This is a genomic window from Arthrobacter rhizosphaerae (assembly GCF_023062595.1).
Lineage (GTDB): Bacteria > Actinomycetota > Actinomycetes > Actinomycetales > Micrococcaceae > Arthrobacter > Arthrobacter rhizosphaerae.
Map to the genome: position 1 here is coordinate 22,524 of NZ_JALLAN010000011.1, position 21,693 is coordinate 44,216.

19 protein-coding genes, 2 tRNA genes and 1 pseudogene are annotated in these 21,693 nt (G+C 62.9%); 11 read left to right on the forward strand and 11 right to left on the reverse strand.

The genetic code is table 11. The features are described from left to right. Positions 1 to 34: 34 nt before the first annotated feature. Positions 35 to 2,026: an FAD/NAD(P)-binding protein gene (locus tag MU551_RS15060; RefSeq protein WP_247045984.1), complete on the reverse strand. Its 1,992-nt coding sequence runs from the start codon at positions 2,024 to 2,026 to the stop codon at positions 35 to 37. A gap of 74 nt (positions 2,027 to 2,100) precedes the next feature. Here MU551_RS15060 and MU551_RS15065 point away from each other — a divergent pair, with 74 nt between their 5' ends. The 4 genes from MU551_RS15065 to MU551_RS15080 all read left to right on the forward strand — a co-directional run bounded on the left by MU551_RS15065 (position 2,101) and on the right by MU551_RS15080 (position 6,548). Beyond that, the gene (locus MU551_RS15065; RefSeq protein ID WP_247045987.1) at positions 2,101 to 4,347 is read left to right on the forward strand and encodes a prolyl oligopeptidase family serine peptidase; all 2,247 of its coding nucleotides are present in this window, start codon (positions 2,101 to 2,103) and stop codon (positions 4,345 to 4,347) included. A gap of 68 nt (positions 4,348 to 4,415) precedes the next feature. After that, complete coding sequence (locus tag MU551_RS15070) at positions 4,416 to 4,844, forward strand: GNAT family N-acetyltransferase (RefSeq protein ID WP_247045989.1); 429 nt, start codon at positions 4,416 to 4,418, stop codon at positions 4,842 to 4,844. A 99-nt stretch (positions 4,845 to 4,943) separates the two neighbouring features. Next, a tRNA-Ser gene (locus tag MU551_RS15075) sits at positions 4,944 to 5,031 on the forward strand. Positions 5,032 to 5,117: 86 nt separating this feature from the next. Continuing rightward, positions 5,118 to 6,548, forward strand: a complete 1,431-nt coding sequence (locus MU551_RS15080; RefSeq protein ID WP_247045991.1) for an MFS transporter — start codon at positions 5,118 to 5,120, stop codon at positions 6,546 to 6,548. A 58-nt stretch (positions 6,549 to 6,606) separates the two neighbouring features. Here MU551_RS15080 and MU551_RS15085 read toward each other — a convergent pair whose 3' ends face one another. Then, positions 6,607 to 8,838 carry a RecQ family ATP-dependent DNA helicase gene (locus tag MU551_RS15085; RefSeq protein WP_247045993.1) on the reverse strand — a complete coding sequence of 744 codons (2,232 nt, stop codon included), beginning with the start codon at positions 8,836 to 8,838 and terminating at the stop codon, positions 6,607 to 6,609. 123 nt (positions 8,839 to 8,961) lie between these two features. Between MU551_RS15085 and MU551_RS15090 the strand changes: the two genes are divergently transcribed. Both MU551_RS15090 and MU551_RS15095 read left to right on the forward strand, forming a co-directional pair. Next, positions 8,962 to 10,380, forward strand: a complete 1,419-nt coding sequence (locus MU551_RS15090; protein WP_247045995.1) for a phosphomannomutase/phosphoglucomutase — start codon at positions 8,962 to 8,964, stop codon at positions 10,378 to 10,380. A 13-nt stretch (positions 10,381 to 10,393) separates the two neighbouring features. After that, positions 10,394 to 10,945, forward strand: coding sequence for a hypothetical protein (locus tag MU551_RS15095; protein WP_247045997.1), 552 nt, complete (start codon positions 10,394 to 10,396; stop codon positions 10,943 to 10,945). A gap of 38 nt (positions 10,946 to 10,983) precedes the next feature. Here MU551_RS15095 and MU551_RS15100 read toward each other — a convergent pair whose 3' ends face one another. The 3 genes from MU551_RS15100 to MU551_RS15110 all read right to left on the reverse strand — a co-directional run bounded on the left by MU551_RS15100 (position 10,984) and on the right by MU551_RS15110 (position 13,709). After that, complete coding sequence (locus tag MU551_RS15100) at positions 10,984 to 12,267, reverse strand: SAM-dependent methyltransferase (RefSeq protein ID WP_247045999.1); 1,284 nt, start codon at positions 12,265 to 12,267, stop codon at positions 10,984 to 10,986. A gap of 114 nt (positions 12,268 to 12,381) precedes the next feature. Continuing rightward, complete coding sequence (locus MU551_RS15105; protein ID WP_247046000.1) at positions 12,382 to 13,188, reverse strand: alpha/beta fold hydrolase; 807 nt, start codon at positions 13,186 to 13,188, stop codon at positions 12,382 to 12,384. Then, positions 13,185 to 13,709: a PadR family transcriptional regulator gene (locus MU551_RS15110; protein WP_247046002.1), complete on the reverse strand. Its 525-nt coding sequence runs from the start codon at positions 13,707 to 13,709 to the stop codon at positions 13,185 to 13,187. The genes MU551_RS15105 and MU551_RS15110 overlap by 4 nt, the downstream gene beginning before the upstream one ends. Positions 13,710 to 13,846: 137 nt before the next feature. On the opposite strand from MU551_RS15110, the gene MU551_RS15115 reads away from it, so the two are divergent. Next, positions 13,847 to 14,341: a hypothetical protein gene (locus MU551_RS15115; RefSeq protein ID WP_247046004.1), complete on the forward strand. Its 495-nt coding sequence runs from the start codon at positions 13,847 to 13,849 to the stop codon at positions 14,339 to 14,341. Positions 14,342 to 14,451: 110 nt separating this feature from the next. Here the strand turns inward: MU551_RS15115 and MU551_RS15120 are convergent, their stop codons facing one another. Next, positions 14,452 to 16,278 carry a phosphoenolpyruvate carboxykinase (GTP) gene (locus MU551_RS15120; protein ID WP_247046006.1) on the reverse strand — a complete coding sequence of 609 codons (1,827 nt, stop codon included), beginning with the start codon at positions 16,276 to 16,278 and terminating at the stop codon, positions 14,452 to 14,454. A gap of 279 nt (positions 16,279 to 16,557) precedes the next feature. On the opposite strand from MU551_RS15120, the gene MU551_RS15125 reads away from it, so the two are divergent. Then, positions 16,558 to 16,631 (forward strand) — tRNA-Arg (locus MU551_RS15125). Between the two features lie 407 nt (positions 16,632 to 17,038). Further along, positions 17,039 to 18,499, forward strand: coding sequence for a dihydrolipoyl dehydrogenase family protein (locus MU551_RS15130; RefSeq protein WP_247046008.1), 1,461 nt, complete (start codon positions 17,039 to 17,041; stop codon positions 18,497 to 18,499). Positions 18,500 to 18,509: 10 nt separating this feature from the next. On the opposite strand, the gene MU551_RS15135 is transcribed toward MU551_RS15130, so the two are convergent. From MU551_RS15135 to MU551_RS15150, 4 genes are all read right to left on the reverse strand, one after another. After that, positions 18,510 to 19,193, reverse strand: coding sequence for an ArsR/SmtB family transcription factor (locus MU551_RS15135; RefSeq protein ID WP_247046010.1), 684 nt, complete (start codon positions 19,191 to 19,193; stop codon positions 18,510 to 18,512). Continuing rightward, the gene (locus MU551_RS15140; protein ID WP_247046013.1) at positions 19,190 to 19,564 is read right to left on the reverse strand and encodes a hypothetical protein; all 375 of its coding nucleotides are present in this window, start codon (positions 19,562 to 19,564) and stop codon (positions 19,190 to 19,192) included. The genes MU551_RS15135 and MU551_RS15140 overlap by 4 nt, the downstream gene beginning before the upstream one ends. Continuing rightward, positions 19,564 to 20,010, reverse strand: a complete 447-nt coding sequence (locus MU551_RS15145) for an OsmC family protein (RefSeq protein WP_247046014.1) — start codon at positions 20,008 to 20,010, stop codon at positions 19,564 to 19,566. The genes MU551_RS15140 and MU551_RS15145 overlap by 1 nt, the downstream gene beginning before the upstream one ends. A 76-nt stretch (positions 20,011 to 20,086) precedes the next feature. Next, positions 20,087 to 20,488, reverse strand: a complete 402-nt coding sequence (locus tag MU551_RS15150) for a hypothetical protein (protein ID WP_247046016.1) — start codon at positions 20,486 to 20,488, stop codon at positions 20,087 to 20,089. 131 nt (positions 20,489 to 20,619) lie between these two features. On the opposite strand from MU551_RS15150, the gene MU551_RS15155 reads away from it, so the two are divergent. Together MU551_RS15155 and MU551_RS15160 are read left to right on the forward strand one after the other, a co-directional pair. Continuing rightward, entirely contained in the window at positions 20,620 to 20,841 is a 222-nt protein-coding gene (locus MU551_RS15155; protein WP_247046018.1) for a hypothetical protein, read from the forward strand. After that, positions 20,772 to 21,002, forward strand: a pseudogene (locus MU551_RS15160) (recombinase family protein); the annotation flags it as partial. The gene MU551_RS15155 and the pseudogene MU551_RS15160, both read left to right, overlap by 70 nt. A gap of 293 nt (positions 21,003 to 21,295) precedes the next feature. On the opposite strand, the gene MU551_RS15165 reads toward MU551_RS15160, so the two are convergent. Beyond that, positions 21,296 to 21,649 (reverse strand): hypothetical protein, encoded by a 354-nt coding sequence (locus tag MU551_RS15165; RefSeq protein WP_247046020.1) that lies wholly within the window; start codon positions 21,647 to 21,649, stop codon positions 21,296 to 21,298. Between the last annotated feature and the right edge of the window lie 44 nt (positions 21,650 to 21,693).

A 21,693-nucleotide genomic window follows, 5' to 3' on the forward strand; every position in this document is an offset into this window, starting at 1 on the left:
CCTGAAGCATCAGGAAGAGCGAGGCCACAGGCTATTAAGCAGGGTGCTGGAAATCCAGAATGCCGCGGGCGATCTCGTCGGCGTCGCGCAGGGTCCGTTGCCCGCTCGGGTAGACCGGTCCTTCTTGCGGACGGGCCTCTGCTGCAATCGCGGTTCCCCATTGCGTTGCCGATAATTGCAGGCCAAGAACATACAGGCCGTTTGTGACGGAGCCGTTCGCGGCTACAGCCCGGTACGGGTGGGGTTGGACATCCAGTCCGGAGGTCTCCACCGGAGTACCCTCCGCAGTCATCATCAGCCGTGGCCTGACGAGACCGTCGGCCAACAACTGCTCCAGCAGCGGAGACTTGTTTCTTGCCACCCTGTTGGCCGGGGCAAGGGCTTCAATGAGCGTGCTGGCCTTGACACTTCCGGCCCTGACCCACGGCGACGCGGCGGTGAACTGCCCGGCCGTCCTGTCGAGGCCGAACTTGGGATCGGGGCCCACAAAACTGACCACTCCAGCACGGGCGAGCGCCGCCAATTGCTCGGAGCGCAGGGCAGGTGGACCACTGGCAAGCCCTTCCACGAACGACTCAAACCAGCCCCGCAGTCCGCCAACCCAGGACTCATCGGTGATCCCGCCGTCAGCCACTGCCGATTTCAGCACCGCCCGCCCGTGATGCAGGGCGCCGATGGTCATTTTGACGGGATCGTCTTCGCCGAGGGCTGAGCGGTGGGCGTCGTCCTGCAGATAATCCACGACGGCGGCGTCGAGGTCGCTGCGGGACGCGAAGGATCTGCCCGACAAAGGTGCCGCAAGCCCGAGAAGGTCAAGCCTCCCGGAAGGCACCACGTGAGCCGAGACCACCCGGTCCACTTCGTTTTCCCACTTGACAGTGCTGTGCGCGTGGGGACGCAGAACGTCCTCAAGCGCCTCCAGGAAAAGTGCCGGTTCGTTCACCGCGACGGGGCTGGTCCTTACCAGCGTGGTGTAGTAGGCCCAAAGAGCATCACGGTGCAGCAACGGCCACAAATCATGGTCGAACGAGGGGACGATCCCTGCGGCGGCAAACCTCGCCAAGGCAGACTTCGTCAGATACCGCAGACTCACCGCACCCGGGTAGTAGCCCGCCAGGGTTGCCTTGGCGCGGTACGGTGTCCCGCGCCGGGAAGCCGCGATAATCCTTGGCTCCTGGCCCGAGGGCAGGTACTCCAGCCCGAAACGGCCGGAAGATCCGGGAGCACCGTGACTCACAGCGTCCACATACTTCCCGCCGCGGCCCTCGGTTAGCTGGCCCATCACATCAAAGAAGTTCAGGCCCATCCCACGGACCAGCACAGGCTCCCCTGCCGGGACAACGGACCAATCCACGTCCGCTGGTGCCGCGGGCGGCAGGTAAAGCAGCCCAAACTGGCGGGCACCGGACTGCAGGGCGCGCTGCTCTGCGTTGAGCCTTGACTCCAGGTGCCCCAGGGCCAGCACCACTGACTGAACGGCGAGGGAGCCGCCGTCGTCGAGCCCGACGTCGAACATTCCGCTCGCGGTGCGCCGAACCGAAACGGCCGATGTTTCGTGGAACTGCACGGTGACGCCGTCGGGAAGACGGCCGAGCAATTCCTCAAGAGCGGTCCGCAGGTAGCGGCCATACAGGGCACGGCTCGGAAAATCTCCGGCTGCCAGGGTGGCGAGTTCGGCGCGTTCCTCGGCGGACAGGGACTGCGCGGGTTGCTGCTGCCGGTCCAGCCGCCACCGGTCAAAGGTGCTACCTGCCAAAGGTGGGGCCAGCAGCGGATCTTCAGGGATCAGCGTGGGGTAAAAGGACTGGGTGTTCATGAGGTAGAGCCTGGATTGACCGGGCTGCCACACATGTCCCGGGCCGGCCGGATAGGGGTCCACAACGTCAATGTGGAGGCTTCCGGCATCAGGATTGCCCTTTTCGGAGGCAGGGCGGGCTGCCCAGTTGGCCAGCAGGCGTTCCAATACGCTGGTACCCCTGGGTCCGGCGCCTATCAGTGCCGTCCGGATCCTTTGAGATATGCCCACGGCATCCAGCGTATCCGCATGTGGCATACCCGCTTGACTTGCTAGCGGTGTACCGATGTTGCTTGGATGGGCCAATGACCACCACTGAAGCTGACCAACAGCCCACGTCCGACCACCCCTCGGCTCTGGCGGCAGCCCCCGAACCCATCGACGAGAACATCTGGCTGGAGAAGATTTACGGCGAGGAGCAGCTGGCCTGGGTCCGCGAACAGAACGCCCGCACTGAGGACCTGCTTGGGGACTCGGACTATGCCGAGTTGGAAGAACGTGTCCTCGAAGTTCTTGATTCCACGGACAAGATTCCCATGGTGGGCAAGCACGGCAGCTGGTACTACAACTTCTGGAAGGACGGCAAGAACCCCAAAGGCCTGTGGCGGCGTACATCCTGGGACAGCTACCGCAGCGGCTCCCCCGAGTGGGATGTGCTCCTTGACGTAGACGCGCTGGCGGCCCAAGAAGGAGAGGAATGGGTCTTCCACGGGGCTGACTTCCTGAGGCCGCCCGAAGGCGAGCCTCACCGGCTGGCGCTCCTGGCCCTCTCTCCCGACGGCGGTGATGCCAACCGTTACCGCGAGTTCGACGTCGTCAGCCGCACCTTTGTTGAGGCCGCCGACGGCGGCTTCGACCTGCCGACGGCGAAGGGCAACGTTTCCTGGCTGGACGCGGACACGCTCCTGGTGGCCTCCACTGCGGAGGACCTGCCGAAGACGGCCTCCTCCTACGCACGCACCGGCGTGATCCTGCGGCGAGGCAGCACGCTGGCCTCCGCGGAGCGGCTCTTCGAAATACCCGAGGCTCACATGATGGCGCTCATCTCCCACGACTCCACGCCGGGGTTCGAGCGCACCTTCGCCGTTGACTGGATCGATTTCTTCAACAGGCAGACATCGGTTCTCCGCGATGGTTCCTGGCGGCAGATTGACGTCCCCACCGACGTCAATCTCAGCCTTCACCGCGAATGGCTGCTCTTCAGGCCGCAAGGCGACTGGACAGTCAACAGCACCACCTATCCTGCCGGTTCGCTGCTGGCCGCCGACTTTGAGAATTACCTGTCTGGCGGGCGGGAACTGGTGGTTCTGTTCGCTCCTGACTCCAGCACGTCCCTTCAGTCCTGGAGCTGGACCCGCAACTTCCTCCTGCTGAATCTGCTCAAGGACGTTTCCTCCGAGATCCGCGTCCTTGATCCGTCACAGCCTGTGGAGGGAGGAGACTCAGCCTGGGCTTCCTCCGTGCTGGACGCGTGCCCGCCCCTTCACGACGTCACGGCCTACGCCGTGGACGATGAGGACGAGGATCCCGGCTCCGCAGACGACTTCTGGCTCATTGCCACCGGCTTCACCACTCCCAGTACCCTCACCCGCGGAACGCTGAAGCGCGAGGGCAACACAGTGGGCAGCACCCATGAGGTGATCAGGTCCTCACCGTCGTTCTTTGACGACTCGGCTTATGAGGTTCAGCAGCATTTTGCTGTCTCCGAGGACGGCACCAGGGTGCCGTACTTCCAGGTGGCATCAAGGGACCTGGTTCTCGATGGGCAAAACCCCACCCAGCTCTCCGGTTACGGCGGCTTTGAAATTTCCCGGACCCCCGCGTACAGCGGAACCATCGGACGGGCCTGGCTGGAGCGGCGCACCGGCGCGGCCGCGGGTACCGAGGGTGACGGTTCCGGCGGTGCCGGTTCACATATTGGCGGAGTTCACTCCCGTGGCGGGGTTTTCGTGGTGGCGAACATCCGTGGCGGAGGGGAATACGGCCCCTCGTGGCACCGTGCGGCACTCAAGGAAAAGAGGCATCGTGCCTACGAAGACTTTGCCGCTGTGGCCAGGCATCTGATCTCCAGGGGTGTGACGTCGCGGGAACGTCTGGGCTGTGTAGGCGGTTCGAACGGCGGCCTGCTGGTAGGGAACATGCTCACGCAGTACCCGGAATTGTTTGGTGCCGTGTCCTGCGGGGTGCCCCTCCTTGATATGCGGCGATACACAAAACTGTCCGCCGGCCACTCTTGGATTGCCGAGTACGGTGACCCCGATGATCCTGACGACTGGCATTTCATCAGGACCTTTTCGCCGTACCACCTCCTCAGGGATGGAGTCGACTATCCCGAAACATTCATCTGGACGGCAACCTCCGATGACCGTGTTGGCCCGGTCCAGGCGCGGAAAATGGCGGCCCGTATGCAGGCCATGGGGATTCCCAACGTCTGGTATCACGAAGCCTTGGAAGGAGGCCATGCAGGCGCTTCGGACAACCGTCAGGCAGCAGCCCTCCAAAGCCGCAGCCAGCACTTCCTGTGGCGGGCCCTTGCCGGACGGGCCGGATGATCCAAGGCGGAGCGGGCCCGCTGTCCGTCCGACAGTCTCGACCTCAGGATGCAGACGAGCTCTCCCGTGTGCACGTCCAATCCTGGAAGGAGACCTACTCGGGCGTGCTCTCGGACGGCTTCCTCGCCGGTTTGGACCGCACGGCCAGGCACGAAATGTGGAAGCGGGTCCTCGAAGGCCCACGCGTTGCTGACCATTGGGTGGCTTGCGACGACGACAGAATTGTCGGCTTTGCAGGCCGCGAACACCCGGAGCAGCAACACCCGGGGCAGCCAATACTGCTCTGGGGCCTCTATGTGCTGCAGTCGCATCAGGGGCTTGGCGTTGGCCGAAAGTTGCTCGAAGCCGCCCTGGGCGATGGACCTGCCAGCCTCTGGGTTGCGGCCCAAAACGAACAGGCCATCGCGTTCTACAGGCGCTTTGGATTTCAGCCGGACGGAGCGGAGGAGGTCATTGCGGAATGGGAAAACCTGAAAACGATCCGCATGGTGCGCTGACTCCCAGACCCCGTCCGTTACTGCCCGCCACGCGTTCCGGAACCGTTTTGCACTGAATGGCCCGTTCTGCGTATCCTTGGTGGGCTAGTAATAGCGATTGGAGACGTGCCAGAGCGGCCGAATGGGCTTCACTGCTAATGAAGTGTGGGGCACAACTCCACCGGGGGTTCAAATCCCCCCGTCTCCGCGTTGGGTCCCGGTCATCGACCGGGACCTTTTGCGTAGGATGACAAGCTGACGCAGCCCTCCAAAAGACCGTGTGAGGATAGGCGGATGGCAAACAACAGCAGTGTGGCGGCAGCCTCCTGGAGCCCCCGGCTTGCCTTGCTTGTGGCGGCCACCTTCTTTATGGAATTCCTCGACGGCACCGTGCTGGTCACCGCCATTCCGAGTATCGCCACAGATTTCGCCGTTGCACCGACCGACGTCAACGTCACAATGACGGCCTACCTCATGACAGTGGCCATGGGGATTCCCATCAGCGGCTGGCTGGCGGAAAGGCTCGGGGCCAGGAACGTCTTCTGTGTCGCCATCGCCACCTTTACGGCTGCTTCCCTGCTCTGCGCCCTCAGCCAGGACCTGACCATGCTGACCTTGAGCCGGATCCTGCAGGGCGCAGGCGGCGCGATGATGGTCCCGGTAGGAACACTGGTGGTGCTCCGGGGGACACCCAAGCAGGACCTGCTGCGCGCTACCGCCTACCTCGTCTGGCCCGGGCTTCTGGCACCGGTGTTGGCTCCCGTCATCGGCGGGGCGCTGACCAGCTACCTGTCGTGGCAGTGGATCTTCCTGATCAACATTCCCCTGGGGCTTGGCGCCTTCCTGGTTGCGCTGCGGCTGGTTCCGCAAGGAGCGGGCAATCGGGACCGCCGCCTTGACTGGCCCGGACTGGCCCTCACAACGTTGGGCGTGGGGTCCGTAGTGGTGGGGCTGGAGTTCGCAGGCCATCATCCTTCTGATGTCCTCCCCTGGGCTGTCGTCGGATTCGGATTGGCGCTCCTCGCTGCTGCTGCCGGCTGGATGCGCCGCAGCGGACATCCCCTCTTCGATCTGGAAGTTTTTTCCACAAGGACATTCCGCGCAACGGCCACCGGAGGCTTCATCTACCGGCTCACCATCAGCGCCGTGCCGTTTTTGCTTCCCCTGATGTTCCAGGACGCTTTCGGATGGGATCCTTTGCATGCCGGAGCGATGGTCGCCGCCGTATTCGCCGGAAACATCGGCATCAAGCCAGCCACCACCCCGCTGATCCGGCGTTTCGGCTTCAAGCCTGTGCTGGTGTTTGCCTCCTTTGCCTCGGCCATTACCTTCGTTTTATGTTCAATGCTCGACGCCGCCACCCCAGAAGCGCTGATTGCTGTGCTTCTGGTGGTGAGCGGAGCAGCCCGTTCCATTGGCTTCTCGGCTTACGCGTCTGTGCAATATGCCGACATCGTCCCGGCGCAGCTGCCGTCGGCCAACGTGGTGTCCGCGACCCTGGTGCAGTTGGCCGCCGGCTCGGGCATAGCCTTGGGTGCACTTTTCCTGCGCATTTTTGAAAGCACAGGCGCACTGGGCGTGGATGACACCGCACCATACCGCGGTGCCTTCCTGGCGATGGCTGCCCTGATGCTCCTCAGCACTTGGGACAGCCTGTCCCTGCAACGCCACGCTGGCGCCGAAGTCAGCCGGGGGCGGCAGACCGAACGGAAGCCGGCGTCTTAGGCCTGCCACCGCTTCGTCCGACCGCTCTTCGTCCGACTCCGCTTAGATCGTCAGCGCCTTAGCCCGCCTGCGCCAGCACCAGCGGCAAAACAGCCCCGGCGCCTGCTCGCCGGAGCGCGCGGGCAGCAACCGTGACGGTCCAGCGGCTGTCTGTGAGATCGTCCACAAGCATGATGCTTTGGCCGGAGAGTGGTTCGAGGGCAGCAGCGAGGTCCGGTCCTACGACCAGCCGGTCCCAGACACCGGCGAGCCGGTAAGCGCTGTTTCCTCCTCTGCCTCCCGTAGGACCTCCGTGCTCGAGCTGGAGTTGTCCGAGATACGGGATGCGGCCTATCCCTGAAATGCCTTCGGCCAAGGATTCCACCAAGGCCGGCTTGCTCCGGGAGGGAATACTGACGATTCCAGCCGGCCGGCCAGCCCCGCTCCAGCCCGGCACACGCTCGCTGCCCGTACCCCATTCCCGAAGAACCTGGACGCACGCCTGAAGCATCGCCGGATCGATCTCCCGGTCAGGTGCACCGGATGCGAAGATCTCGCGCAAGGACCCGCCCCAGCCAAGGTCTGTGAGCCTTGCAAGAACACGTCCCTCAGCCACATTCTCATCTGCTTTGATTTTGCCCTTCACCGGCACACCCAACCGGTCCATCCCGGTGGGCCACTGAAGACGGGGTTCCAAGGCCAGGCCTGCCCGGCTAAGCGTGGCCCCCGCTGCCTCAGTTGCGGAGGCGTTGATGTCGGTAGGGAACCAGCGCCCCGCGCAGTTGTCGCAGCGTCCGCAAGCACGCGCCGTCGCATCATCGAGGACGGAGGTGATGTACTCCATCCTGCATCCGGCGGTGTCCTGGTAGATGACCATGGAGTCCTGTTCGTCCACCCGTGCTTCAGCGATACGGCTGTAGCGTTCCGAGTCATAGACCCAGGGCAACCCCGTTGCGCGCCAGCCTCCGCCTACCCTCTCCACTGCTCCATCCACGGCCAGAACTTTCAGCAGCAGCTCCAGCGGCGTCCGGCGCAGGTCCACGCGTGCTTCCAAGGCTACGGTGGACACAGCGGCTCCGGCGTCGGCCAGCGCAGTGAGGACGGCAGCAGCCTTTTCTTCGGAAGGCATGGACGCCGTGGCAAAGTACTGCCAGATATCCCGGTCCTCGGATCCGGGCAGAAGAAGTACGTCAGCGTTGGCTGCCCCGCGACCGGCACGGCCAACCTGCTGGTAGTACGCCACGGGCGAAGACGGGGCTCCAAGGTGCACAACGAACCCCAGATCCGGCTTGTCAAAACCCATGCCCAGGGCGGAGGTGGCAACCAAGGCTTTGACCTGGTTGTCCTTAAGCTGCTGTTCGGCCCGTTCCCGATCCGCGGGGTCCGTTCGCCCCGAATAGGCCAGGACCTTGTGACCGGCTTCAGCCAGCAGCCGCGCGGTATCCTCTGCAGCGGAGACGGTAAGCGTGTAAATGATGCCGCTTCCTGGCAAGTCCGAAAGATGCGTCAGCAACCACCCCAGCCTGTCGCGGGAATCGCGCAGGTTGAGCACCCCCAGCCGCAGGGACTCCCGGCCCAGGGCGCCACGAATAGTCAGAACATCCGTGCCGAGCTGTTCTTCAATGTCGTGGACCACCCTGGAGTTGGCGGTGGCCGTGGTGGCCAGAACCGGCACAGTAGATGGGAGTTCGGTAATCAGGTCCGCAATGCGTCGGTAGTCGGGTCGGAAATCGTGCCCCCAGTCCGAAATGCAGTGGGCTTCGTCAATGACAAGCAGGCCGGTCCGCCGGATCAGCTCCGGCAACTGATTCTCCCGGAACGAGGGATTCGTGAGCCTCTCGGGTGACACCAGCAGCACGTCCACCTCGTCCGCCGCCAGCTGCTCCCGGACGGTATCCCACTCGAGCTGGTTGGCCGAGTTGATGGCGACAGCCCTGACTCCGGCCCGTGCTGCGGCGGCCACCTGGTCCCGCATGAGTGCAAGCAGCGGGGACACGATGAGGGTGGGGCCGGCACCGCGACGGCGGAGCAGGAGCGATGCCACAAAATACACGGCGCTTTTCCCCCAACCGGTTCGCTGGACCACGAGCGCCCTGCGCCCATCGCCAACGAGTGCCTCGATAGCCTCAAACTGGCCATCGTGGAAGTCCGCACCGGGATGGCCAACAAGCTCCCGCAACACGTCAAGCGCCTCGCCGTAAATCGCAGAGGCGGATGACGACACAGATCCGGTATCGGCAACAGTGTCATGAAGAGCAGTGTCTTGGAGAGCAGTGTCTTGGAAAGCAGGGGCATCTCGGTTGCTGAGCATTGCTTCAGTATCCCAGCCACCTCTGACAGCCCAAAGAATACCCTCCGTCCATGTGGATAACGGGACAGGCCTGCCCCGGAATAGGGAACAGGGTGTTTCCCGCTTCAACGTAAGATGGGACGCGTGACTAGCGACCAGACAAAGACTTTTGACCTCTCGGCTGCCTTCAAGGCCTATGACGTTCGTGGCATCGTGGGCGAATCAATCACCGCGGAAATCGTCGAAGCCGTGGGGGCAGCCTTCGTTGACATCCTGGCCCTTGAAGGCCAGACGGTCCTTGTGGGCGGAGACATGAGGCCCTCTTCCCCGGAGTTCAGCAAAGCCTTTGCCAACGGCGCAGCCACCCGCGGAGCCGATGTGCAGCTCCTGGACCTTATTTCCACCGACGAGCTCTACTACGCTTGTGGCGCCCTCAACGCGGCAGGAGCCACGTTTACGGCCAGTCACAATCCGGCAGCCTATAACGGCATCAAAATGGCCAAGGCCGGAGCCGTTCCCATCTCCTCGGAAACCGGGCTGAAAGAGATCCAGGCTCTGGCGGAGGAGTACCTCGCAGCGGGCACGATACCTGCCGCCCCCAGCCGCGGCCAGATCGGCGTCCATGACGTTCTCAGGGACTACTCCACATACCTTCGCAGCCTGGTGGACCTCACAGGTTCCCGCCCTCTTAAAGTCGTTGTGGATGCGGGCAACGGCATGGCCGGCCTCACCACTCCTGCTGTCCTGGGCGACACCCTGCTGCCGAAACTTCCCCTCGAGATCGTTCCCCTCTATTTCGAGCTGGACGGTTCCTTCCCGAACCACCCGGCCAACCCCCTGGAACCGGAAAACCTCCGGGACCTGCAGGCCGCCGTCGTCGAGCATGGGGCAGATATCGGCCTGGCTTTCGATGGCGACGCCGACCGCTGCTTTGTGATCGACGAAAAAGGCGAGCCGGTGTCGCCGTCGGCTATTACCGGCATGGTGGCTCGGCGCGAGATTGCCCGTGCCAAGGCGCTGGGCGAGGAAACGCCCACCATCATCCACAACCTCCTGACATCAAAGGCAGTGGCAGAACTCGTGGAGCACGACGGCGGCCGCGCCGTCCGCACACGAGTGGGCCATTCCTTCATCAAGGCAGTCATGGCCGAGGAAGGCGCCGTCTTTGGAGGCGAGCACTCGGCACACTTCTATTTCCGCGACTTCTGGAACGCGGACACCGGCATGCTCGCCGCCATGCACGTGCTGGCCGCTCTGGGTGAACAGCAGGGTCCCCTGTCCGAACTCGGCCGCGAATACGAGCCCTACGTGTCCTCCGGGGAAATCAACTCCGAAATCGAGGACAAAGCTGCGGCAGTAGAACGGGTCCGCACCAACTTCGAGAATGAAGATGTTGAGATCGACCACATGGACGGCAGCACCTTCACCGCCAGGGACGGCAGTTGGTGGTTCAACCTTCGCCCCTCCAACACCGAGCCGTTCCTCCGGCTCAACGCTGAAGCCAAGGACAGGGCCACCATGGAAAGCCTGCGCGACCGGGTCCTCGCCCTGGTCCGGAGCTAGCCCGCCGTTTGCCATGACTGATGCATCCCCCAACACCAGTACGTCCGGCGACGCCGCTTTGCACGGAACATCCCGGCCTGAAGCCTCCGAGCATGGCACTGCCGAGTCGGAAACCTCCTGGCGCAGCTCCGTTGCCCCGTCCACAGCGACGGATCTGGAAAACCTGCTGGGCACCGGCGTCGGCGCCGCCCAGGAACAACTCGGACGGAACGGCGGGTTCCTGCCGTTTGCGCTCGTTGTGGAGAACGACGGCGAGGTCCGCCTGGTGGCGGTCACGCCGTCGGACGCTCCGGCCGGGTCCGACGCCGACTTTGACGCCGATTCGATGATCAGCGACCTCCGGGAGCTGCTCAAGCAGAACCGGGACGATTTCCGGGCAGCGGCAGTGGTCTGTGACATCACCTTGCTTGAAGATGACACCGACGCCATCCACGTGGCGACAGAGCACCGGGACGGGGCAGTGTTTTCCGCCGTTCTTCCCTACACGATGGATACCGACTCGGGCGAGCTGATTTTCGGACAGCTCGCAGCCGACTCGGATGAACCAACAGTCTGGGTGGACTAGCCACCCCTGGACTGGGTCCAGGACGTACGCCCCAAAACTTAGGTCCAGGCCGTACGCCGCAGGGGCGGCTCGTCCCCTCCGGTCTTCTGAACCAGGATCTGGTTGACGCCCGTGGTGCCGTCTTCAAAGCCGAGGGCACTAGCGGCCATGTACAGCCGCCATACCCGTGCGCGTCCTGCACCGCCGGCCTCTACAGCTTCGTCCCAGTGATCTTCCAGATTCCGCACCCAGGCCCGGAGCGTCAGCGCATAGTGCCGGCGTAGGGCTTCAACGTCCAGCACTTCCAAGCGCGCCGCCTCAAGGGCCGTGACCATTTCGCCCAAGCTGAGCATCTCGCCGTCGGGGAAAACATACCGGGGGATGAAGGAGTCCGGGTCCGGATCCGTGGGCCCTGCGTTCCATGAAATTGCGTGGTTGAGAAGCCTGCCGCCGGGACGCAACAGGTCGCGGAGCTGGGACGTGTACCGTGGCATCTGCTCGCTGCCGACATGCTCGGACATTCCAATGGAACTGATGGCGTCAAAGGGACCGTCGTTGACATCGCGGTAGTCCTGGATCCTGATTTCCACCCTGTCGGTCAGCCCGGCTTCGGCCACCCGCTTGCTGGCCAATGCCGCCTGTTCTGCCGAAAGGGTTACCCCGACGACGTCGACGCCGTAGCGCCGGGCGGCATGGAGGGCAAAGCTGCCCCAGCCGCAACCAACGTCCAGCACCCGCATGCCGGGCTGCAGGCCGAGTTTGCGGCAGACAAGATCGAGTTTGGCCTCCTGGGCTGCGTCAAGGCCGGTCTGCTCGTTCTCCCATACGGCGCACGAGTAGACCAGCGACGGACCGAGCACCAACGCGTAGAAGTCATTGCCGACGTCGTAGTGGTGGGAAATCGCCGCGGCATCCCTTTTCTTGGAGTGCCGCCGGCCGTGGCGGCCGACATTCGCTTCTTCCGGGGGCGGCGCCGGATTTGGCCCTAGTGCACCCAGCCGGACCGCCGTCCTGACCAGCTTCAGGACTTCACGAACCTTCAATGAGCGGGCAGGGGCACCCTCGGCAAACTTCGCAATGGAATTCAATGCGGCAAAAGTCTCAAAGATGTCACCCGGAGCATCGATGTCGCCTGAAACATACGCCCGGCTCAGTCCAAGCTGCCCCGGTGACCACAGTATCCGCCGCAGAGCCCGCCTGGATCGGAACAAGACCAGAGGAGCGTCCGGTGGGCCAGCCTCAGAACCGTCCCAAGCCTGTACCCGAACGGGAATGTCCTCGGCTCCCAGCACAATAGCCAGCGCTTGCGCGAGCCGTGGTGCCACACCCGTGGTTTTCGTCATCTGCGTTGCCTCTCTCCCCATGCCATGGACTGAACTCCAACCTACTCCTCGGAAGGTTCAACGTCAGGTGACCGGGGCGGAAGACACGCCCCGGTCACCGCGTGCCAAAAGCATCTAGAGGGATGGCGCGGCCGGGAGCAAACCAGTGTGCACCTCGCCCTCCGCCCAACGGCGGACCATGGCGCTGAACAGTTCTCCGTTTTCCACATTCCAGACATGATGCATTCCGGGGGCCAGCCTGAACTCTGCGTCAGGAAGCAGAGATCCCAAGCTTGCGAACGAAGCAGAGACAATAGCTGGCTCCTTCTCCCCTGCCACGGCCAGGAAACGGCCAGGGAATGACGCCAGATTCTCAGGGACTGCGCCCGCATACACCTCCCGGAGCATCCGTTCAGCGTTGGAACGCCGAACCGACAATCCATGGCGGACGTACAACTCCACGGAATCCTTCGGCAGCCGGAACGCCTTGGCTTGCCCTCGCCAGAACCACGCCCTCTCCCAAAAGGCGAACTGCAGGGCCGAGAGCAATCGCGTGACTCCCCCGACTTCAGAAACGACCGCTCCGCTAACCAGCACGGAAGACGCAATTCCGGGGTGCCTGGCGATGAGGTGAAGTGCGACGACGGCGCCCATGGATAGGCCCACGACATGAATCGGACCCGGTTCCGCATGCTCGGCAATAAAGGTGGCCACAGCATCCGCTGTCCCGGCCAGGTCTGTCCATTCCTCCGCCACCCTGCCACCAAAACCGGGCATATCGGGGGTGAGGATCCGATAGTCACGAAGTGCTTTGACCTGCGGGTCCCACATCCAGTTGGCGACGTTTCCGCCGTGCAGGAACACAATCGTCCCTCCTGCAGCAGCGCCGACATCCGCTGACCTGGGATGGACCTCGGGGTAAGCGTCTGCGTGCGTACTCATACCAGTTCCTTTTCGATGTCCGCCAGCCATTCGAGTTCCGCTTTCACATGCCGGATCCCGTTCCTCAAAGTTGCCAGCTGAAAGAAGAGCGCCTCCCCCGGATTCGCCGCAGGGCTTGCAGCCAACTGCTCCTGCAGCGAGGCAAGATAATTGCGCGCAGTCTCCCTCCGGCGGTCAAACAGCTTGTGCAGCTGCTCCTTATCGAGCTGGCCTGCGAAAAACACCCGCCCAAGGAAGGCATTGCGTTCCGCGTCAGGAGACGACTCGGTTTCCAGCCACTCGAGGAGCGCCGCCCTCCCGTGCTCGGTAATCCGATGCACCTGTTTCGATGGAAGACCATCTTGTTGCACGGTTTCGGCGACGCAGAACCCGTCCTTGACCAGCGCTGCCAGGGTCCGGTAAATCTGCGCCTTATCGGCTGACCAGAAGTGGTTTACTGTCGCGTCAAAGTGCTTCTTGAGTTCGTAACCCGTCATGGGTGCGAGGCTGAGCAGGCCCAGAATCAGGCGGGAAAGTGTCATGTCTCATGGTGACATATCTACTAGTGGACTTGTCAACTAGTAGATATGTGGCAGGGGCAGCAGGGTTCTCTTGACTTGTCCGCCTTCGGGAGCATGCTATTCAGATAGCTACCTGTAGTGGAAAGGGTGTGGTGGCCATGCCTGCCGTCCAAACTCCCCAAGGGAAACAGTCCCGCCTCCAGGCCGGATCCACCCTTATGACATTGGCAGGACTGGCCCTCGTGGGGTACGCCGCGGTCTTCCTGACGCTCAACTTCACGGGCACGTTCCTTGAGCTGGGCATTGGGCCCGAACAAGTGGATAAGGGGAAGGCGGAGGTCGAGGCGTTTAGCCCGGAGCTGTATCACTACATCAGCCATCTGCACATCGCGCTCAGCGGCTTCATCGCGGCGACCGGCCTGGCCCTCGCAGGCCTGTCCTGGTACGGCGTCCGCCGCGGAGAGCGGTGGGCATTCGCCACAGCCGTTATCGTCACCGTCGTCGGACTCGTGATTGCCCTCCCCGCCCACTATCCCTGGGGGCTTGCGACGCTTGGACACCTCGGCCCGGTCTACCTCGCCGTCCTCATTTTCTTTGCAGGGGTGGCAGCGGCCTACAGCGGGATGCGGACACCGGCCGACCCGGACAGGTGATCCCTCTTCTGATCCCCCCAAAGCAGCTTAAATGCAGCGGCTCCGCACCTTTCCGAGGAAAAGTGCGGAGCCGCTGTCGTAACCGGGCCTCCACCTAAGGCGGTGGCGATTTAGCTGAGGCGGGCCTTCAGGCGGGCCAGTTCGGCCTGGAGTGCATCGGGCAGCGAGCCGCCGAAGTTCGCGTACCAATCCTCGATAGAGGCCAGCTCGGTGGCCCACTCCTGCGGGTCCACGCGGACGGCCTCTTCCACCTGGGCAGGGGTCATGTCCAGGCCAGTCAGGTCAATCGAATCCCCGGTGGGAACGAACCCGATGGGTGTTTCGACGGCGGCCGCCTTGCCCTCGAGGCGCTCCATGGCCCATTTGAGGACGCGGGCGTTGTCGCCGAAACCAGGCCAGGCGAATCCGCCTTCCGGCGTGCGGCGGAACCAGTTGACCAGGAAGATCTTGGGCAGCCGCGCCGGGTTTGCCTTGGCCGAAAGGTTCACCCAGTGGTTGAGGTAGTCACCGGCGTCGTACCCGATGAACGGAAGCATGGCCATCGGGTCACGCCGCACAACGCCTACAGCACCCGCCGCTGCCGCGGTGGTTTCCGAGGAGAGGGTGGAGCCCATGAAAATTCCGTTGGACCAGTCAAACGACTGGGTAACCAGGGGGATGGTGGTCTTGCGGCGTCCGCCGAACAGGATCGCCGAAAGCTCGACGCCGTCCGGGTTGTTGTACTCCTCGGCCAGCATGTCGATCTGGTCAATAGGGGTGCAGAAACGCGAGTTGGGGTGAGCCGCGGGCGCGTCCGAGTCGGGCGTCCACGAGTTCCCCTGCCAGTCCGTGAGGTGGGCAGGAACTTCATCGGTCATGCCCTCCCACCAGACTCCGCCATCGTCGGTCAATGCGACGTTGGTGAAGATGCTGTTGCCCTTGGCGATGGCGCGCATGGCGTTGGGGTTGGTGCCCCAGCCGGTTCCGGGAGCTACGCCGAAAAGGCCGGCTTCCGGGTTGACGGCGCGCAGTTCGCCTTCCTTGCCGAACCGCATCCAGGTGATGTCATCACCGAGCGTTTCGACTTTCCAGCCATCGATGGTGGGGTCCAGGAGGGCAAGATTCGTTTTGCCACAGGCGGACGGGAAGGCCGCCGAGACGTAGTACGTTTTCTGCTCAGGTGAGGTGAGCTTGAGGATGAGCATGTGCTCGGCCAGCCAGCCCTCATCGCGGGCCATGACTGAAGCGATACGCAGGGCGTAGCACTTTTTGCCCAGCAGGGCGTTTCCGCCGTAGCCGGAACCGAACGACCAGATGGAGCGCTCTTCGGGGAAGTGCACAATCCACTTGTCCGGGTTGCAGGGCCAGGCGACGTCGGCCTCGCCGGGGGCGAGAGGTGCACCAAGGGAGTGGAGTGCCGGAACGTAGAAGGCGTTGGTTGCCGTGATACGGTCCAGGACCTCGGTGCCGATGCGGGCCATGATGCGCATCGAGGCAACAACGTAGGCGCTGTCGGTAATCTCGACGCCGAACTTGGGATCCTCCGCGTCGAGGTGTCCCATGACGAAGGGAATGACGTACATGGTGCGGCCACGCATGGAACCGGCGAAGAGACCGCGGAGCTTCTCCTTCATCTCATCCGGGGCCATCCAGTTATTGGTGAACCCGGCGTCGCGCTTGTTCTGCGAGCAAATGAAGGTCTGCTCCTCGACGCGGGCAACGTCCGCGGGGTCGGAGAAAGCCGCAAAGGAGTTGGGGAACAATTCCTGGTTGAGGCGGGTCAGGGTGCCGGCAGCGACGAGTTCGTCGGTGAGCCTGGTATTTTCCTCTTCGGAGCCGTCCACCCAGTGGATGCGGGCAGGCTGGGTAAGTTCAGCAACCTCCTCGACCCACGCCAGCAGGCCGGCATGTGTGGTTGGTGCTTTCTCAAGCAGCGGCAGTCGCGCCAGATCGCCCATTGCGGTTCCCTTCCTCGGGTTCAGTGGTGTGTCCTAAATGCTAGGTGCCCAAACGCCTGTGAATTTCGGCCTTAACGCAGGGCGGGACACAAGGGTGAATGGAAAAACCGCGTGAATTCAAGGAAGAGCGCTATCAAAATTCAGGTTTTTTGTGAGTAAGCTCACATAGACCGGTCTAGTTGTGCAGATTACATATGTTTCGATTTGGAACTACGGCCGCTTCTCGCGTAAAGTAATTCGAGGTTCGGCAGAGAGCGAAGTTCTCCAAGAGCCGCGAATGCGCCCATAGCTCAGCTGGATAGAGCGTCTGTCTACGGAACAGAAGGTCAGGGGTTCGAATCCCTTTGGGCGCACAGTACACGAAATCCGCACCGGCCTGCCGGTGCGGATTTTCTTGTCAGGCGAGTCAGGAGCCCCGCGGCAAATCCGGGGGCGCGGTGACATCCGCAAACCCAGGGCTTCGCCCAATATCGCCCCATTACCCCTCAAACTTGCAGCCCCGGCCACAAGGTGTCCCCTTGTTCTCGCGCCTGATATGGCGCCTGTTATGGCGCCCGGAGCGCAATTCCAGCAATGCGACAGGCATCTGGCACAGCACTCCATGCAATTCAGCACCTGGAGGCGTGTCATCGGGCTGCCTCCAAAGCCAGGAGGACTATATACCGGTCTAGGTGTTCAGGGTGCCGCCGTGTCAGGATCCCCCTGCCGACAGATGTCGCGGCCGTCGGGTGCATCCTCCGCCCGGGCGTAGTCTGGAGCCATGATGGCGCAAAACGTCCGGGAATTCGATGTCATTGTGATCGGGGCCGGGGCGGCTGGAGAAAACGTTGCGGACCGTGCCGTACAAGGCGGGCTCACCACCGTCCTGGTCGAAGCCGAACTCGTGGGTGGCGAATGCTCCTATTGGGCATGCATGCCCTCCAAGGCCTTGATCCGCTCCGGAACAGCGCTTCATGGCGCCCAGACGGTGCCAGGCGCCGAAGAGGCGGTAACCAGAACCCTCGACGCCGCGGCTGTCCTCAAACGGAGGGACTACTTCACCAGCAACTGGCAGGACGGCAGGGAGGTCAAATGGGTGGACGATTCGGGTATCGAACTCATTCGCGGCCACGGCTGGATCACAGGTCCACGCACCGTTGAGGTAGCAGGACTCGACGGCGTCAGCCACCTGCTCACGGCTCGCGAGGCGGTCGTCCTCGCCACAGGTTCCTCGCCGCACACTCCTGCGCTGGAAGGCCTGGCCGACCTGGATTACTGGACCACTCGGGAAGCTACCTCCGCCCAGGCCATACCGAAATCGCTGGGGATCCTTGGGGGCGGGGTATCCGGGACTGAACTCGCGCAGGCCTTCGCCCGGCTGGGATCTTCGGTCACTGTGGTTGCCCGTGGAGCGTTGCTGGGCAGCTTCCCACCGGAAGCCGCGGAACTGGCCGCTTCCGGCCTCCGGGCTGACGGCGTCGAGCTTCGCCTCCATACGAAGACCGTCAGCGTAACCGGCAACGACGACGGTTCCGTGACCCTTCTCCTTGACGACGGCGCCACCACTACTGTGGAAAAGCTTCTCGTAGCGACCGGCCGCCGCCCTGCGCTCGAGGGACTGGGGCTTGAAAGCATCGGGCTCAAGCCGGACGGACATGGGACTCTGCGGCTCAGCACTGATGCCAGCGGACTGGTGGAGCACCTGACGAATACTGACGGATTTGGCCCTTGGCTGTATGCCGTTGGTGATGCCGCAGGTGCCGTAATGCTGACGCATCAAGGCAAGTACGAGGCCAGGGCAACCGGCGATGCCATCGCCGCCCGCGCCAAGGGAGAGCTGGAAGGAACTCCGGCACCTTGGAGCCGTTTTGCCCAGACCGCGAACGAGCACGCGGTCCCAAACGTGGTGTTCACGGACCCCGAACTGGCATCGGTGGGTAGGTCCCTGGCCAATGCGGAAAGGGATGGATACAGGGTCTCCTCAGTAGAGCTACCGATTCAGGTTGCGGGGTCTGCCCTCCATTCAGAACGCTATGAGGGATGGGCCCAGCTGGTGATCGATGAGGATCGGCAAGTCGTCCTCGGCGCCACATTCGCGGGACCGGATGTTTCCGAGCTACTCCACGCCGCCACCATCGCCATTGTCGGTGAGGTTCCCTTGGACCGTCTCTGGCATGCCGTCCCGTCCTACCCCACAGTCAGCGAGGTCTGGTTGCGTCTGCTGGAAAAGTACGGGCTGTGAAACGCGGCTTCTAGCTCTCAAGCTCCTGCAGAAGGTGTTCACCGGTCGCCGTGAGCTGCACGGCGCGGGTATCGGGACGTGGAGTGATCCATCCGTTGGTTCGGAAAGCCGCGAGCACCTGCGCGCCAACCTGACCGGCTGCGTGGGGCCGCCGCCCGGTCCAGTCCAGGCATCCACGGGTCCAGGGGCGTCGACTCCCGTCAGGTTCGCGAAGTCCTAAAGCCCTGACGATGTGATCATCGGGAAATGGTTCCGGCGCTTGTCCGACACTTCCCACAACAAGCTCGTCAATGATCCCCCCTTGATGCAGAAGGTCTGTAAGCCTCAGCCCCAGGTCTCCGGCCAGATGGTCGTAGCATGTGCGGGCCTCCCGCATCTCCCGGGATGCGCGGTGCTGTCGAAGCGAGCTGATCCGGGCAAGAGGGGCGATCGCTTGCAGCGACTCGATGGCGCGAGCCACGTCACTGTTGGCGAGCCTGTAGAACCGATGCCTGCCTTGGTTATCGACAAGCACCAGGCCTGCCTCAGCGAGGACGTGCAGGTGCTCGCTGGTACTCGAAGGAGACAGCCGTGCGATGCGGCCCAGTTCTCCTGAGGACAGGGCGCGTTCCCCGAGAAGGGCGCTGAGCATCCGGGCACGTGCTGGATCTCCCATGGCTCTCGCCGGGACGGCGATTTCCGGCTCACCGCTCATTGGTCCGCGGTCTCGCCAAGCACCGCTCGTGCCTTTTTGGGATCGTCCACCACCAGGATTTTCCGGTTGTCGTGATCGCTGTACTGAGCCTTCAGCTGCACTCCGGCCTCGGCCAGCCGCATCATGAGGAGTCCAAGGGCGCCCGGCACATCCGCCTCGAGTTCGGCGATTACGACAGGCTGCACCATAACGGGACCATATCCTGCACTGTCCAGAGCACTGACGGCGGCAGCAGCATTGCCAACGAGGTAGTGCGAGGTGCCGGACCACATTCCGCCACCTTCCAGGCCGACGCCGGCAGCTCCGAGGACCTGGCCTATACCAGCAAGAGAGCGTGCCCCGTCGGGCACCGGAAGGCTGATATCAAACATCAGATGACCTCAACGGTTGGCTCGAGTGCGACCTCACTTATCAGACTGTTGGCGATGTAGCACTGCTGGTGCGCCTTATGCAGCAGCCGTTCCACCCGCTCGGGATCTCCACCGCGCACCACCACGTGCGGCCGCAACGTTATCCTGGTAACCCGCATCGGCGAATCATTCACCGGCATCTGACCTTCCGCATCATCCAGGTACTTCAACACGTCGACGCCGGAGCGGGCAGCAACTGCGAGGAACGACAGCAGCTGGCAAGAGCTCGCAGCCGCAACCAGCATCTGTTCCGGATTCGCCAATTCCGAGTCCCCCAGGAAAGCCTCATCTGCACTTAATCGCAGTGGAGCAGGCCCGATCTTCACATCATGGCCGCGGCCGTAGCCCTCGTATGTCTTGGTGCTCCCGGACCAGGTCAATGCCGTCCGATACCTATGCATTGTCATGACCCCAACGCTATGCCCGAATCGTTTCGGGATGGCCCGAACTATGCAAGCCTGCCTCACAGTTTCTTCTCCGACGTTATCCACTGGCGGGCTTCAGCGCCGACCGCACGAGGATGAGACTGGACCCGTGCCTTGCGTCCACTTCTTTTTGAAGGGCGCCGTCGTCGTGGAAGACATCGAGGATGAGGTACCCATTCCTGATCTCGGAAATCAGGATGGTGCCGCCATGGGAAGAGTGAACCTCGTCTCGAATCAGTTCGAGCTGCGCCTCAGTCCCTGCTCCTGCCGGCCCCTCCCCCAACCCGGGAGCGGTAGGACGTGGCGGGTCAAAAAGAGACAGGGGGATCGGGTCTCGTGTTTGCGTGAACTCAGTGCCGTCCCACGTCCCGGCAACCGCGTAGGCGCCCCATGTAACGGCCTTGTCCCAGGAGTTCTCCATGCGGCCAAGCGGAGGATGCAGGGGTGCCTGTGGTGTCATTTTCCCAAGCTGACTGCACAGAAGCTCCCGTGGTTATAGGAGTTGTGCAGAGGACTCTAGAGCACTGGTCGGTCGGTAGTCCTCTGCAATATGGTGCTTTTGTTCGCTACTCCTGTTCAAAGGAGGAAGGCATGGAACCGGATCAGGGTCGGATCGCTGAGGATGGGCAGTTGACGATGTCGGACGCCTCATGGGAGCAGGCGAGGAACCGTGCTTCTGTAATCTATTCGTCGGCGAATCGAAGCATCGCACACGTCAGTGACGTTGACCGGGCAGCCGAAGAGAGCGCACCATTGCCGGCCTTGCTGCCGCCAGGGCCCGTGGCCGCAACGGCGGACGTCCGTACAAAATGACCCCCGCCAGACTCCGGCTCGCGGCGTCCTCCATGGGTAAACCCGGAACCCAAGTCGGAGAACTTTGCACCGAACTCGGCATCACCCGACCAACCCTCTACCGGCACGTCTCACCCACCGGGGAACTGCGTCCCGACGGCGAAAAGCTCCTGACCCGGTAGGCCACCAGTCGCGCCGTCGACGTTTGAAACGCTGCTACGGCTTGGCATGCGAGCGTATGAGTATTCGGTACCGGCCCGATACTCACGAACATGTCGTGAGCCGCCAAGTTGATGAGCACTGGGCATTGGTTTGTTGCTGAATTGAGGTGACGTGTGTTTCTGCTCAGATCACCGCAGCAGATCGAACCGCCGGGACGCGGTGCCCGGATCTTGTTCGCAGTGCGATCTCAGCGAGTTGCTCAACTGCCAGGAATGCCTGCTTTCTAAGCCCCAAGTAGCACCGATCCTTGCCTTCACAGCCCGAGTTGGTCCCTCACATCGCTAAGCCGGTCCGCCCAGTCTGATCCTCGGCGATATTCGTCCTCAACAGCGAGTTCGATGCCCTGATTCGTTCCGACTGCAAAGACTTGCCTGGCCACATCTTCCGTCAGAATGTGGTTGAAGTCGAAGGACCCATCGAAGGCGAACCACGCGAGCTCGGCACCGGCTGCGATAACAGATTTGATCCAGGAGACCAGCACTGAGTCAAGATCAGAGGGAACCCGGTCAAAGATCAGATCGTACTCGTGACACTGACGGCCATGGATGAGACCGTCGATATCCTCCAAGAAGTAGGCGCGAACTGCCTCCGGCTCGGTGACATTCATGGGCCTTCGGTACGAGGGCTTCGTATGCTCAGGGAACACGACAA